Below are 14,796 nucleotides of genomic sequence, written 5' to 3'. Positions count from 1 at the left end.
CGCGCATCCAAGCTCGAAGACCTTCGCCAGTCTTGCGGCCGTAATGTCGGCTCCTCATCGCTGGCTCTTGCGATCCAGCGGATTGCCGTCGATCCCAACCCCGACGGCGGCCTACCATTGGCTCGTACCGGTCGATACCCGTCAAACCTCAGGCAGCATTGCCTTCAGGGCTCTTCTCCTTTTGCTTGCGCAGCATCTGGAAGATGCGTTCGGGTGTCACGGGCAACGTGTCCACGGAAACACCCAGATGAGACAGTGCATCGGATACCGCATTGGCGATGGTGGCGGGCGCTCCGATCGTCCCCCCTTCGCCCATGCCTCGAAAACCACCGACATTGTTGGGCAGCTCCGCTTCGATATGCACGATACCGATGTTAGGAACATTGCTGGCAACGGGGACGAGGTAATCGGCAAGGCTTGCGGCAACTGTCTGCCCCTGGTCGTCGTGGATGATTTCCTCCAGAAGTGCTGCGCCTATCCCCTGAGCAACCGCACCATGCACTTGTCCATCGACGATCATCGGATTGATGGTCTTGCCGCAATCTTCGGCGACGACGTATCGCAGGATTTTCACGCCATAGGTTTCCGGGTCGACCTCGACCATGGCAAGATGCGTCGAGGAACAGGCGGTGCCCAGATAAGGATCGTAGGTTTCCGACGCAGTCAGGTCCTCGCGGCGCTCGCGCGGGATGCGGCCCATCTGGGTGTAGACGGCGGACGCGACCTCCTTCAGCGTCATCGTGATATTCGAATTGCGGCTGGAGACGATCCCGTCGTGGATGTCGAGGTCTTCGACGCTCTGCTCCATCAGGTAGGCTGCGGCACGCAAGACCTTGTCCTTAACGACTCGGGCCGCAAGGATTGCCGCGCCTCCCCCGAGCACCGCCGATCGGCTGGCGTAGGTGCCGCTCGACATCGGGACCAGGGAACTGTCGCCGTGCTTGACCTCAATGTCCTCGAGCTTGCAGCCAAGCTCGTCGACGATCACCTGCGCGAGCGTAGTTTCTAGCCCTTGCCCATGGGAGGAAATGCCGAAGGCTGCCGTGATGGCGCCGGTAGCGTCGATCTCAATCTTCGAGGTCTCCGTGCCGGTATTGATTGGCATGCCAGGGGCGACGGATATGCGCGAGCCGATGCCCGTTAACTCGGCGTAGCTCGCGAGCCCTATCCCGACCCACCGACCTTGCATCCTCGCCTCGTCCCGTTCGCGGACGAGATTGGGATAGTCGACGTGAGCGCAGGCACCTTCTAAGCATTCCTGAAAGGCTGATTTGTCCCAGATGATGCCAGAAGCGGTTCTGTAGGGAAACTCCTCGGCCCGGAGGAGGTTTCTTCTGCGAAACTCGACCGGATCCATGCCTAGTTTTTGTGCGGCCATCTCTATCAGGCGTTCCATCGCAAACGTCGAGGATGGCCGTCCAACTCCCCGATAAGGTCCTGTGGGCGGTTTCGGCGTCAGCACGCCTCTGATGCGCCCTCGGTAATGCTCCATTCTGTAAGGCCCGGGCAGGAAGCTGACCACCTGCACGGTTTCCAGCGCCGCGGTCCACGGGTAGATCGAATAGGCACCGACATCGCCGATGACGTCCGCACGCAGCCCGATCAGCGTTCCCTCCTTCGTAACCGCCAACTCGGCTTCGATCAGTTCGTCGAATGCCTGGCTCGTTGTGGAAAGATCTTCAAGACGGTCGCTGATGAATTTGATCGGGCGTTTCAGCTTACGAGAAAGGGCGCACACGAGCATTTCCTCGCCATAAAGCGATCCCTTGCCCCCGAAACTTCCGCCGACATCCGGAGCAACGACGCGCAACCGGGTGCCTGTCAGGCTGAGACAGCCGGACAGAACGTCGCGTATGACACCGGGAATGTTGGACGACGTGTAGAGGGTGAGCGACTGCTTTCGGCTGTCCCACTCGGCAAGATAGGACCTGTTCTCCATCGCGACCGCTGTTTTACGGGTCATCCGGAAACGGCCCTTGACGGTGACGGCCGCTCCTTCAAAGGCCGCATCGACGTCACCTCGCTTGAACTCGCGTCGAATGATCGTGTTCGTCCCGGCCTCCTCGTGAAGAAGCGGTGCATCGTCCTTGACCGCGTCCACCTGCCTTATCGCAAAGGGCAGAGATTCGTACTCGATGCTGATGTGTTCGAGCGCGTCCTCCGCTGCATAGCGGTTTTCAGCAACGACCGCGACCACCGGTTCGCCGACATACCGTACCTTCCCGCGGGCCAGCGGCCAGATCGGTGTTGCGTAATATCCGGGCATGCGCGAAGTCGGGATCGCCGGATTGATCTCGCCTTCGAGATCGGTCGCGTCATAGATTGCAACAACACCGGGAACCGAGAAGGCATCACCGACATCGATGCTTAGAATGCGAGCGTGAGGCTGATCCGAGCGCCGCAACGCGACATGCAGCATTCCAGCCGGCGCCATGTCATCCACATATTGCCCGATGCCAGTAAGTAGCCGGGGATCCTCGGTGCGCTTGACCCGCTTGCCAACTAGCTTAGGACGAAGTTCAACGGAATGATCGCCCTTGCTCATTCATAGTACTCCGCGCCCTTGCGCAATGCCTGCCATTGCATGTCGTCGTGCCCGGATACAATGGTGTCACCTTTATCCCGGAGCGCCTTCAGTTCCGCGAGCGCCTTGGCAGCGAGATCCATGTTCCAGGTGTTTTTGGGAGCCACACCCTGTTCGATATTCATTTGCAGGGGAGCGGCATCGGAGGCCAGAACGAAAGCGCCATCCTTCCGCAGAGATAGGCGGGCGACACTCATTCCAGGCGTATGTCCGGGCATGGGAAGAAGAACGATCCGCCCGTCACCATACACATCGTGCTCGGCATTGAACGTCTGAAACCCCTGGGGCTGGTCCCATTCCTTCGACAGATAACCCTGGTTTTCGGCGCCGTCGGCGCGCGCCGCCGCGACCTCCGCTTCATGGCAGAGGATCGTCGCCCGGTGGAAATAGGAATTGCAGCCGCAGTGATCGGGATGCAGGTGCGAGCAGACAACGAGGTCGATATCATCGGCTGCCAGTTGAAGACGCTTGAGCTGCGTGACGACCGTTTGCTCGGCGGTGAAAATCGGGGTCATCACCTTGCTCAGGCCACCCCAGCGCCCCTGAGGATCGGTCGCGGCTTCGGGATTACAGCCACTGTCGAAAAGAACGTTCCCCGAGGGATGCTTTATAAGCGTCGCGTGAACGGGTAGTTCGATCGTCTCTTCCTTAGGCGCTCCTGAGACGAAAATGGAGCGGCGCATGCGCAGGCGACCACCATCGAGAAAATGCATCCTCATTTCAGGGGTCCCCTTTCCTTAGCCAGTTCCCGAACGGCATTGACAATGTGCTCGTATCCTGTGCAGCGACAGATATTTCCGGAGAGCGCCTCGCGGATCTGGTCGTCCGTTTCGAGCGGGTGGTGGCGCAATAGGTCGGTGATCGCCATGATAAAGCCGGGCGTGCAGAAGCCGCATTGCAGGCCGTGGTGCTGCCGGAATGCTTCCTGCACGCGACCGAGATTGTTGATACTGCCCTGCCCCTCGACGGTCTCGATCTGCATGCCGTCGGCTTGAACCGCGAGCGCCAGGCATGACCTCGCACTCCTGCCATCAAGAATGATCGTGCAGGCGCCGCAGACGCCGTGCTCACAACCGACATGCGTTCCGGTCAGGGCCAGTTCCTGACGCAGGAAGTCGCTGAGCAACATGCGCGGTTCGATCGACCGCGTGTAACTTAGCCCGTTAACTTCGAGGGTGATCGTTTTCCTATCCATGAACTCGTCCTCCGCAGAGTTCCGCGCGCTTCCAGGCATCCCGCAATGCGCGTCTCGCAAGTGCGCCGGCCAGATGCCGGCGGTAATCGGCTGATGCATGTATATCCGTGTTGGGGGTCAGAATCGTGCTCAGGGTCTCTGCAACCCGGTCCAGAACCGCATCGGAGAGCGCATTGCCTTCGACAAGTTCCTGAATCTCGACCAGGCGTAGGGGTGTCTCGCCGACACCCATCATGCCGAAGCGTACCTCGCTCGCTACGCCGCCAACGATACGCATCGTCGTTGCAACGCATGCGAGTGCAAAGTCCCCGTGACGTTTGGAAAACTCCTCAAAGCCCCAGCCGGTGTCGGGCGAAAGCGTGTCGATCTCGACGGCGGTGACGAGTTCGTCGGGTTCCAGCGCATTCATCAGCGAGCCGGTAAAAAATTCGGAGGTGGGTATCTGCCGTTCGCCGCGAACAGACATAGCGATGATTGTGCCATCGAGGAGAAGCGTCATCATCGGCATCTCGGCCGCAGGATCGGCATGGCACACACTTCCACAAAACGTGCCTCGATTGCGAACGGTCATGTGCGCGACATGGTGCATGACGTCGTGGAGGATTGGGACATGCCTTTCGATGAGACTATTCGTAGCGGTCATGTAGTGCCGTACAGTCGCGCCGATCTTCAGCCGGCTTCCGTTCAGCTCGATACGGTCGAGCCCGGCTATCCGGTTGATGTCGATCAGGATCGTCGGCTTGACCAGACGGAAGTTGATCATGGGCATGAGACTTTGGCCGCCGGCGATGATCTTGCCGTCTCCGTTCGCCGCGGCAAGCGCCTCGGCGGCTTCCGCAACCGTATGGGCGGCAAAGTAATCGAATGGTGAAGGCTTCATGCCGTCACCATGACACGGAACGGCGCCATCGCCGACAGCGCATGATTGGTTCAGGCGCGTCAATTGAGCCCACTTCTGTCGTGTTCCTCATCCCGTCTCCTCCAATGTCCTCCTGCGAGGCTTCAATTCTTAATTTTAACTTGCATTATTAGACTTAAGATAAGAATGTCAAGCAATCATGCTGGCGCAATTTTCCGGGCCGGCGTCAATCGGGCAAGAGGAGGAATCCATCATGGACATGACGGACCAACAGCATATTCCGGCAACGAAGGAGGAGGTGTGGAGCGCTCTCAATGATCCTGACGTGCTTAAGGCCTGTATCCCCGGATGCCAGGAACTCACCAAGTCATCCGACACAGAAATGTCGGCGGTTGCGGTCATCAAGGTCGGGCCGATCAAGGCCAGGTTTCAGGGGGCCGTTACGCTTTCCGACCTTGATCCACCGAATGGCTACAAGATTACCGGTGAAGGGCAAGGTGGCGTTGCCGGCTTTGCAAAGGGCATCGCGACCGTCCGGCTCGAAGAGGTCGAGGGGGGAACGATCCTGCACTACGAAGTCGGCGCCCAGATCGGTGGCAAGCTTTCCCAGCTTGGCGCGCGCCTCATCGATGTGACTGCCAAGCAGATGTCTGGCCAGTTCTTCAAGCGCTTCGCCGAGGAAATCCAAGTCCGCCAGGGTCAACCTGCATCCCCCGGAGAACCGGCATCCCCCGATGCGGCATTGCCGCAACCGAGCGCCCGACGTGCATCCTCTTCCCACGGTACAGGCGCAGCAACACCACCTCGTTCCGTGCGTCAGATGCAGAATGCGTCTGTTTCGTCGGCCTCCGTAAGCCTGCCCGTTCTTGCAGCAATCGTGTTTGCCGCGGTGCTTGTGGCAATTTGGCTAGTATACGGTGGCCTTCTGCCGAGCCTCGCCCCCATGGCTGACGCCCGGGCGCATATCTCACCGGATCTGGCGAGCATCGTGCAATTGATTATGGCCGCCGCTATTGGTTACTTGTTCGGAGCGCGGGCCGGGACACGCTGACTGAGGCGAGAACGCCGGAGTTGAACGAAACTCCGGATTCTCAAAATAACTTGCATAAGGAGACTTTTTCTCTGCATCAGCGTCCAACTTAGCCGGTGCAATGGAGTCTCCTCTCCATCGCCAAAAGCTCATGTGTCCGAATGGCGCAGTAGATATCCACTTTCGACGATTTTTTTCTGACCGAACCACTGACAGCCTTCCCGGAATTACCTCGCCTCGCTCGAGGCGCTTTCTCTCCGCTATCCACTATCGATCCAGAATCTCGGCAGCTCCACAAATCCAAGGCCATCGTGACGCCATCAAAGCGGCCCGGCGCAAGGCTATGGTTTCTGCCGAAATACTCGCCCGACCTCAATCCTATTGAGCAAGTCTTCGCCAAGATCAAACATTGGATGCGCCAGGCCCAGAAGAGAACCGCCAAAGACACATGGCGCCATCTCGGATACCTTGTCACCACAAGCAAGACGAGTGCGCCAATTGCTGCAGATTACCTCATAGTCAAAACCGCTGGTGCTCTGGGGCACGCCGCTGCGCCAGGAAAAGTTCGAAGAAGATATCGTGCCGCCAGAGGCGGTGACACCGGACGCTTCTCTGGCAATGACCTCCCGCCAAAGCCATTGATCCGTGGCCGCGATGCGCCTTCTACCAAGCGGGATCAAGATTGGGGGCAATGTCATACCCATGGTAATGCCGCGACCCTTCCAATAGCCAGGATACAGACGAACCTCGTCCCGCCAAGCTGGAAACGGCTTTGCTTTACAGATCGAACGGATACCTGAGAACATAATCCGTATCTTTTGCCACGATCGGCTTCCTGCACTCAGAGCAAATCACAATCGCCGCGAAGTCTTGACCGCATACCTTGTGACGCAGTCGCATCGGCGGTTTGCCGTCGGCAAGCCAGCGATCGCCCCAGGCCATCATGACCAGCATCGGCTTATATAGATCCAGGCCCATCTCCGTGAAGCGGTACTCGAAGCGGTCTCCCGAATTGTAGGGAACCTTGCGAAACACCTCAGCCTGGACAAGTCGCGCTAGACGGTCTGCCAAGATATTGGTGGCGATCCCAAGATTTTCCCGCATTTCCTCGAAACGGCGAACCCCGTACCAACCCTCGCGAAGTATTAGGAAGCTCCACCGATCACCAATGATTCCCAGGGTACGGGCGACAGAGCAAGGCCTCACTCTTTCAAGCAAGGTCGCATCGGAACTGCGTCGAGACGTCGGGCGATTTTCGACGGGCGCGTATCCGGCCCCGGGTCCATCGCGCGGAGAAACTTCCCGCGCGGTGAAAGGCTGCAGACATTCGGAGCATACAGTAACGGGATGGCATTCGCAGCCGCAGACCTTGTGTATCATCTGCAGGGGCGGCTCATTGCCGCCCGTCAGCCACTTGTCGCCGAACTCCATGAGCGACAACATCGTGGGAAACAGATCTTTCCCACGTGTGGTCAGAAAATACTGTTGCCCGGGCTCGTTCGGCCGCTTTCCTAGGCTAAGGATCTCGTTCGCCACCAAGGCTGACAATCGAGAGGACAATGTCTGTCTTGGGATTCCTAGCCGTTGCTGGAACTTGTCAAACCGACGGACCCCGAAATAGGCCTCACGCAAGATAAGAAAGTTCCACGTATCGAGGACAATTTCGATAGTGCGCCGGACGGACGACTGTCTTTGCATGAGCAGCGGACGTTCGGCATCTTGAGGCGACATCGATTGTGGCGTTATGTTGGTTATCTTGTTCAAAGCGATGATGGATGTTTAACAAACGAACCCTTTGTGGACGCACAAATATATGCGGATAAGTCTAATATTGAAAGTTGATTGATCGCTTTTTTTGCGGGGGACTTTCCCATGGAAGGAGACCGCGTTGCGTATTACGGGAAAGGCGATCTCATTCGTCGATTCCTCGACGGCCACTCACCGAGAAGTAGTCGATTGCCACCAGTGGCGGACGTGCGAACAATCGTTGGCTGTGGTTCTATCGGCTTGACCGAGATGCGGTTAGTTTCTCCTGCAACTTTTGAGGAAGCCCGCCCTGGCGAGCTTCCTGCTGCTATGGCGATTTCTAATCCGCTGACCTTGGACGCAAAGGCGAGGACCAGATGGAACGGCATGGACAAGGCAGAAACGTACAGCCAGGCGATAGCGCAATCACAAGCGTGGACGCAAACCCGCACCGCCCGGTCACATCAAAGCTTTGGCGGGTCGAGGGACCGCTCAGACTGGCCGATTTACTTGGTCTGGTTCCGCAGCTGTGTTGGGTCCTTCTCGCGTTGTTGGCATTACTCCTGCTTTCAAAACCCGCTGTTCGGCTTCTTGAAGAAGGAAGGATATCGAAGCTTGGCGTTGGCATTTTCGAGATCGACATCGCACAGGAAACGGTCGCGCGTATCAAGGACCCGAACATAGCCGGCATCCCGAGAACATATAGAGAGTTCAAACCGATCCCCGATCGTGCAGGCGCGATTCAGGACAAGTTGCGCGGAGCATACGTTTTATGGGTCGACGATGGCGGATACTCGCAAAATATACTGGCGCGCCACGCCTTGGAGAGCTTCGGAATTCGCTTTGATCTGGCGTCTGCGACGGACAAGGCCTTCAAAATGATGGACCAATTCCGCTACGACGCCGTTATTTCCGATGTTTCCAGACCGTCCGAGGGAGACATCGACAACACTCCCTGCTTTTCGGCGCCGCAACCGGCCGGAGTTGGATGCGTGATGGTGAAGGAAATGCATGATAAATACGGCAGCGACATGCCACCGGCGATATTCTATTCGGCGAAATATCCGCGATCAGCAGGGACGCCGCCATATGCGTTGGGCGTTACAAACCGCCTGGACCTCCTTTTTGGCCTTGTGTTCGATGCACTCGAGCGAAGAATGCCCGACGAAACGGACCGGTAAGGCGGCAGACACCGGTTTGACTATCTGGGGCGCCGCTTTTCTGGCAGGTGCGTGCAGGGAATGATGTGGGCTGGATGCAGCTTTCTGAGACGCATTGACACGTACCCATGGAAGCCCGGGCTTCCATGGGTACGTGTCCTCAATTTAGATGGCGAGCTCTCCGCCATCGATGCGGAACGTTGAACCGGTCACGAAGGACGCTTCATCAGAAGCGAGGTACGTGTAAAGTCCGGCAACCTCCGACGGCGCTCCCATCCGTCCCAGTGGAACCGACGTTTTCAGAAACTCCGAGCGGAACTCATTGGCGTCTCGGCCGAACCGTGCGCTCATCACCTCAAGATCGGCAAAATTCAGTATGGTGTCGATCTGGCCAGGCGCCACAGCATTCGCGGTGATCTTGTGTTCGGCAAGCTCCATGGCGAGCGCTCTCATAAGTGCCATGACTGCCGCTTTGCTTGTCGCATAAGCGGTTGAAGGCGCGTGGGCCTCTCCCCGCAATCCGGCAATTGACGCCGTTGCCAGGAGGCGCCCTCCCCGGCCCCCCTGTATCATCAATCTTGCAGCAGCCTGCAGTGTCATCATCACGCCTATGAGGTTGACATCGATCACCTGCATCCAGGATTCACGGCTCCCGTTCACAAACTCCTCGATTTTTCCAACTCCTGCATTCGCGACGCAGACATCAAGTCGGCCAAACGCCTTTGCGCGGCTCATAGCCTCTTCAATATCTTCGGCGCGGGTCACGTCGCCCTCTACCCAGATCAGATTGTCATGACGGAGAGCCTGATCAATGGACCGATCGAAGGCGATGACCTTTGCGCCCTCATGCAAAAACCGTTCGACAGTCGCTTTGCCTATACCGTTACCTGCTCCGGTAACGATTGCTACCTTGTCCTGGAGGACTCCCATTGGCTTTCCTTTCGATATGTATGGGAACGTGAAACTCATTGGACAGCGCTCGGCCGATCGTCGTCGTCCTCGACAAAAAGCACGTCTTCCGGGCGCCAGCTTAAAACTACCGGTTGGCCAGGCTCGGCGCCTTCGAAGGCGTCAATCGTTGCGCTGACATGGATGACCAGCCCATCTGGGCTTCGCACCAGCAAGTCGTAACCGATCCCCGTGAAGAAAGACCGCTCAACAGTCCCCTCCATTTGATTGGCTGCGGCTGCGGCTAGAGACCGCGTGGCGACCGAAATGCGGTTCCGCGGCAAAACGGCGGCGATTTCTGCAGATGGCGCCAGCCATGCCGGACGGGTGCCTTCGATGAGCAAACCCGGGCCAGCAATCCGTAACGCGCTCCCATTGCGCTCTGCCCTTCCTTTGACAATAGTTCCCAGATTTATAAATCGGGCAACATGCGTCGTGCGAGGAGTGCGGTACAGTTCGCGTGGCGTATCGATCTGCGCTATGCGACCTTGGTGCATGATCGCGATACGATCAGCGATCGCACAAGCCTCTTCCTGATCATGGGTGACGTGGATGAAGGTCGTCCCGGTTCGTTGCTTAAGGGCGACCAACTCGTCTTGCATCTGCCGACGCAGCTTCAGGTCGAGAGCGCCGAGGGGCTCATCGAGGAGCAGCACGGCGGGCTTATTGGCAAGCGCACGTGCCAATGCTGCTCGCTGTTGTTGACCACCGGACAATTCGGCGACCTTGCGTGCGTCCAATCCTTCCAGGCCAACGAGCCTTAGTGCTTCGGCGGCATGCCTTAGGCGCTCTTCCTGGGCCATTCCAGTCATCTTCAGGCCAAATGCGACGTTCGCACCAAGTCGCATGTGGGGGAACAGGGCATAGCTTTGGAACACCGTATTCGTTGGTCGCATGTAGGGCGGCATTGCCGTCACATCCCTACCGCCAATACGGATGGTGCCTTTGTCTGGCTCGACAAATCCGCCGATGATGCGAAGGGTTGTGGTCTTGCCGCAGCCGCTTGGGCCCAGGAGGGCGAAAAGCTCACCCGTGTCGACCTCGAACGATATTCCTGAACCTGTTTCACCGAGTCCAGATCCTCGTTGTCCAGCATAACGCTTGGCGATATTTGAGCATTGCAATGCCATTGGCATCGAAACCATCCTCTCTTTGATAGGGTGCTAGGCTTAGGCTTGGAAGGCGACCGCGACGGGCGTGTATCGCGCGGATGTGCGCTGGCCGATGGTGGCAAGAAGCGATCCGATGATCAGCAAGACAAACGACGCAGCCAGGAGCATTATCGAGACTGCAACGATTGCCGGCGTCACGCTAAAACGCAGCTGCCCAAAGATGTAGAGCGGCAAGGTGCTGTCCGACCCGGTGACCAGCGCAGTCAGGATAAACTCATCCATCGACAGCGCAAACGAGATGATTGCCGCCGCCACGATTCCCGGCAGGGCTTGCGGGACCGAGACCTGAAGAAGCGCAACCAGCGGCTTTGCCCCAAGATCCATAGCGGCAAGCTCGAGATTGGGATCAAGGCCTTCCAGCCGGATCAAGACCAACAGCACGACCACCGGCAGGGTCAGAACCGTATGACCGGCAACGATCGTCCAAAGCCCTCTTTCGATGCCAAGAGCATTCAAACCAATGATTATAGCCAAGCCAAGCAACATCGGTGGCAGAAATAGCGGGACGGACACGATGGCGAGGCTGGCCTGACGCCACCGGCCGCTGCTGCGTGCGAGCTGAACAGCTGCCACTGTACCAACCAGGATGCTTATCGCAATTGCAGCGGTGGCAACGACCAGGCTATTGACCAAGCTGTCGATCAGAAGGGGATCGGCGAACACATCAGCAAACCAATGGAACGTAAAACCACGGAACGGAAACCCGATCGTCGGGCTATCGTTGAAGGCAAGTATGATCAGCAACATCACGGGCATGTAGAGAAACGCGATAAAAAAGCATGCATATATTTTTAAGAGCGGCGCGCGGGTTGGATTGAACTGACGTGAAAACGTGCCGACCTCAGCCGCGCCGCCAGTGGCTTTTCGCAAGAGAAGAAGAAGGGCAAACACGATCGCGAGCAAGATCAGTGCGAGCGCAGATCCAAACCCCCATTGAACCGACGACCCGAACTGACGCTGAATCAGATTCGAATATAGATAGCCATCGGTCCCCCCGATGAGCTGCGGGGTGACATAGTCGCCTAAAATCGTGATGGCGCTAAAAACGAACCCGCCAAGGATGCCGGTGCGTGCCATCGGCAAAGTCACGAATAGGAAAGCCTGCCACGGCTTGGCCCCGAGGTCGCCTGCGGCCTCAAGGACGGCCGGATTGGCTCGCTCGAGAGCGATGAACTCCGTCAGGAATGCAAGGGGAAAGAGGAGATAAATAAAGGTGACAACAATTCCTGACGTGTTGAGACCAAAGACCCAGAGAGGCTCTCGAACAACGCCCGCCTGAAGAAGGAAGCCGTTGATCAAACCGGTATCCCCAAGCAGATTCATCCACACAAAGACGCGAATGAGATAGCTGGTGAAAAATGGTAGGACTGCGAGGAGGACCCAAACCAATCGTCGCTCCGGCGCGATCTTTGTCGCAACGAAATAGGCAAAGGGCAATGTAAGCACCACCGTTATTACCGAAGCGAAGCATGCGAAGAACAGGCTGCGCAAAAGCGTATACCAATAGGTACCCGTCGCAAAAAAACGCCGATAGTTCTCCAGCGTCCATTCTTGAACGATAACCTGGTCAACCGTAGGCCAAAGCGAATAGACCGTCAGTACCCCAAGCGGCAAGAACACCCCGATGACGATGATCGCTACAGCTGGCATGCTCAGGATCGGACTTTCCAAGCTCACGGCGAGCGATTGACCGCGCTTGACGGAACTGCCAACTTCGGCGCGCATCGCGTCGACCGCGCCAGCTGCAGAATTCTTGTTATTTGCGATCTGCATCTCTAGCTCCCGACCACCTGATCGTAAGCTCTTGTCCAGGCAGCGGGATCGTCGGGCGGCCCTTGAAAGAGGAGATGCTTGGCGGTGCTCGGATCGTCGGCACCCCGATCAAGCAGATTTGTGGCGCCATCGCCGCCTTTTACTAACGTTCTTTCTGTCGCCGCCTTGTTGCATTGAGGAAATGAATAGGTGTCGTACAAGTAGGATTGAACGGCTTCGCTGTTCCAGACCTCGATGAATTTCAGAGCGTTCTTTCTATTCTTTGCGCCGCGCACAAGCTGCGGCCCATCGACCCAACCGAGGCTGCCCTCTTTCGGTACCACACATTTCGACACCTGCTTTTGGGCCACACGGTTGATCCTGGCAGACGCTGCAAGATTGGAGGATTGTCCAACCCATGCCTTGCCCGTTCTGATGGCGTCCTCGAAGGATGAGTCGCTCGCGCCGATCTGGAATGGCTTCAACCGCGCCAGTCGCTCAGCAGCGGCTTGCAGTTCCGCACCGTTCATGGCGTAAATCCGCTCACGCGGAATACCAATGCTCAGCCCGGAGATTGCAAGAAAATCTTCAGGTCCCCCTTTTGTGATGACCTTCCCTTTTGGAACCCGTTCGTCCCAAAGTGCATTCCAGGAATAGGGTTCAGACAGCGATAACTGGTCGACATTCCAGATGAGGCCGAGCGAGTCCCACATGTTTGGGAAGAGGGTGACCTTGTTCGGTTCGATGACGTAAGGAAACGTTGTGTCCTCACGAAAAATCGGCCAGATGTCTTCCCAACCGTTAACTTCTCTAATGTCAAAGGCTTCGATCAGGCCGGCTTTAAAGTAGGTCGGCGACCAGCCGCAATTGGCAAAGACGATATCATATGAACCTGCCCCGCCTGCCTTCAACTTCGTAAACATATCCTGGTCTGTTTCGGCAGGAATGCCGCGCATGCTCAGTCCAGCTTTTTTCATGAGACTGGCAATTTCCGGCGCGACATAGCTCGACCATCCGAGCACGACGACTTCGTCGTCGGCGCGCGAGCATGCGGATAGTCCACCGACGGCACTTGTCGCCAGAACAGCCGCCGAGCTCCGCAAAAATGTACGTCTATCTACGTTTGCAATGGTTCGCGCCGGCGCATTGCCGAGACCGTTTGTCATGACTTAGTTCCCTCCCGTGTCAAGTCGATGGAACGTTCCACCAACTCTATGCGCCTGTCAAGCGTTAATTTCGGCGCTTACGCAGTCAGGATTCCAAGCGGGGCAAAGATCAGTCTTTGCAACGGCCAGTGGTGTGCCTCTCGATGAGACGCGGCGGAAGCATTACCTCGGCCAGTCGCATTCCGTTCCCATCGATCGAAATGCCGTCGACCGCCATGTCGACAGCGAGTCTCGCTAATTCTTCCATGGGCTGCGCAATTGTGGTCAGCGCAATTCTGCTGTGGCCGGAGATCGCAATATCATCGAAGCCAATGAGAGACAGCTCGTTTGGGATTTGAATTCCCAGCCTATCCGCGGCCGAGATTACCTCAAGGGCGATCCTGTCGAGAGCAGCCACGATGGCCGTTGGCCGGCCCTCGCGTGCCAGGAGTCTCATGATCAGATCTTGATAGTCGCCATCTCCAAGAGCGCGCCCCTTTTCCCGCAATAAGTGGGTCTCGCACAGTCGAAGTCCCGCCTCAGCCATGCCGGAGCTGAAACCCTGGAAACGTACCTCCTCGATCCTTGGCTCGTCAGCGAGCATCGCACTCACGAAGCCGATCTCTCTGTGGCCGAGCGCTGTCAAGTGTCTGACTGCGAGCTGTGCACCGAGATAATCGTTCACAGATACTGAATTCTGACCCGGCATCGTCAGGCCAACGAAAACTTTCGGCAAGTCCGCACCGATCATGCGCAAGGTCTCGCTCTCCGGCGAAGACAGAAAGAGCACCGCAGCCACCCGGTGCTCTATCAAGGTGCGCACGCGTTTGCTTTCAGCGTCGGGAAGGCCGCCTGTGGAAACCAGCAGAATGCTATGCATCCGCTTTGCAGCATACCGTTCAATGTGCGCTGCTAGCTCAGCGTGGTAGGGATTGGTAAGATCACCCACGACTATCCCAAGTACTTTAGGACGTTGTCGCATGGAACGCGCGCCCGCGTTCGCTTGATAGCCCAAATCGGAAATTGCTTGTAAGACCCTTTCGCGAATCGTAGCGTCGACATTGGACTTTCCCTGCAAGACATTGGACACCGTCGACTTTGACACCCCAGCGTGCGAGGCTACGTCAATTATTGTTGGCGATCTTCGCATTTCGTCCTGTGCCCTCGGGTTGCAGTGGTTAGCTGCGCAGCGTTGTACAGGTAGT

Annotated in this window: 12 protein-coding genes and 1 pseudogene; 3 read left to right on the top strand and 10 right to left on the bottom strand. The window is 57.3% G+C overall.

The window, feature by feature from the left end:
* Positions 1-148 precede the first annotated feature (148 nt).
* From NBG89_RS30855 to NBG89_RS30840, 4 genes are read right to left on the bottom strand one after another with little or no spacing between them, the layout of a single operon-like run.
* Complete coding sequence (locus NBG89_RS30855; RefSeq protein WP_431324711.1) at positions 149-2,545, bottom strand: xanthine dehydrogenase family protein molybdopterin-binding subunit; 2,397 nt, start codon at positions 2,543-2,545, stop codon at positions 149-151.
* Positions 2,542-3,303: an N-acyl homoserine lactonase family protein gene (locus NBG89_RS30850; RefSeq protein ID WP_431324710.1), complete on the bottom strand. Its 762-nt coding sequence runs from the start codon at positions 3,301-3,303 to the stop codon at positions 2,542-2,544. The genes NBG89_RS30855 and NBG89_RS30850 overlap by 4 nt, the downstream gene beginning before the upstream one ends.
* Positions 3,300-3,779, bottom strand: a complete 480-nt coding sequence (locus NBG89_RS30845) for a (2Fe-2S)-binding protein (protein ID WP_431324709.1) — start codon at positions 3,777-3,779, stop codon at positions 3,300-3,302. Before NBG89_RS30845 ends, NBG89_RS30850 begins: the two co-directional genes overlap by 4 nt.
* The gene (locus tag NBG89_RS30840; RefSeq protein WP_431324708.1) at positions 3,772-4,659 is read right to left on the bottom strand and encodes an FAD binding domain-containing protein; all 888 of its coding nucleotides are present in this window, start codon (positions 4,657-4,659) and stop codon (positions 3,772-3,774) included. The genes NBG89_RS30845 and NBG89_RS30840 overlap by 8 nt, the downstream gene beginning before the upstream one ends.
* A 232-nt stretch (positions 4,660-4,891) precedes the next feature.
* Here NBG89_RS30840 and NBG89_RS30835 point away from each other — a divergent pair, with 232 nt between their 5' ends.
* Both NBG89_RS30835 and NBG89_RS30830 read left to right on the top strand, forming a co-directional pair.
* Complete coding sequence (locus tag NBG89_RS30835) at positions 4,892-5,689, top strand: SRPBCC family protein (RefSeq protein ID WP_431324707.1); 798 nt, start codon at positions 4,892-4,894, stop codon at positions 5,687-5,689.
* A gap of 272 nt (positions 5,690-5,961) precedes the next feature.
* Positions 5,962-6,088 (top strand): annotated as a pseudogene (locus NBG89_RS30830) (transposase); the annotation flags it as partial.
* 357 nt (positions 6,089-6,445) lie between these two features.
* Here NBG89_RS30830 and NBG89_RS30825 read toward each other — a convergent pair.
* Positions 6,446-7,399, bottom strand: a complete 954-nt coding sequence (locus NBG89_RS30825; protein ID WP_431324706.1) for a winged helix-turn-helix transcriptional regulator — start codon at positions 7,397-7,399, stop codon at positions 6,446-6,448.
* Between the two features lie 392 nt (positions 7,400-7,791).
* Between NBG89_RS30825 and NBG89_RS30820 the strand changes: the two genes are divergently transcribed.
* The gene (locus NBG89_RS30820; RefSeq protein ID WP_431324705.1) at positions 7,792-8,595 is read left to right on the top strand and encodes a hypothetical protein; all 804 of its coding nucleotides are present in this window, start codon (positions 7,792-7,794) and stop codon (positions 8,593-8,595) included.
* Positions 8,596-8,739: 144 nt separating this feature from the next.
* On the opposite strand, the gene NBG89_RS30815 is transcribed toward NBG89_RS30820, so the two are convergent.
* From NBG89_RS30815 to NBG89_RS30795, 5 genes are all read right to left on the bottom strand, one after another.
* Positions 8,740-9,504 carry an SDR family NAD(P)-dependent oxidoreductase gene (locus NBG89_RS30815; protein ID WP_431324704.1) on the bottom strand — a complete coding sequence of 255 codons (765 nt, stop codon included), beginning with the start codon at positions 9,502-9,504 and terminating at the stop codon, positions 8,740-8,742.
* A gap of 35 nt (positions 9,505-9,539) precedes the next feature.
* Positions 9,540-10,658, bottom strand: coding sequence for an ABC transporter ATP-binding protein (locus NBG89_RS30810; protein WP_431324703.1), 1,119 nt, complete (start codon positions 10,656-10,658; stop codon positions 9,540-9,542).
* A gap of 33 nt (positions 10,659-10,691) precedes the next feature.
* Positions 10,692-12,467 carry an ABC transporter permease subunit gene (locus NBG89_RS30805; protein ID WP_431324702.1) on the bottom strand — a complete coding sequence of 592 codons (1,776 nt, stop codon included), beginning with the start codon at positions 12,465-12,467 and terminating at the stop codon, positions 10,692-10,694.
* Between the two features lie 2 nt (positions 12,468-12,469).
* Complete coding sequence (locus tag NBG89_RS30800; RefSeq protein WP_431324701.1) at positions 12,470-13,612, bottom strand: ABC transporter substrate-binding protein; 1,143 nt, start codon at positions 13,610-13,612, stop codon at positions 12,470-12,472.
* Positions 13,613-13,721: 109 nt separating this feature from the next.
* A complete protein-coding gene (locus NBG89_RS30795; protein ID WP_431324700.1) occupies positions 13,722-14,741 on the bottom strand; it encodes a LacI family DNA-binding transcriptional regulator in 1,020 nt (339 codons plus the stop codon).
* Positions 14,742-14,796 lie beyond the last annotated feature (55 nt).

It is taken from the genome of Rhizobium sp. YTU87027, assembly GCF_050644135.1.
Taxonomy (GTDB): domain Bacteria; phylum Pseudomonadota; class Alphaproteobacteria; order Rhizobiales; family Rhizobiaceae; genus Rhizobium.
The sequence above is the reverse complement of the archived record's forward strand: the minus strand, read 5'-3'. Positions and strand labels throughout refer to the sequence as shown.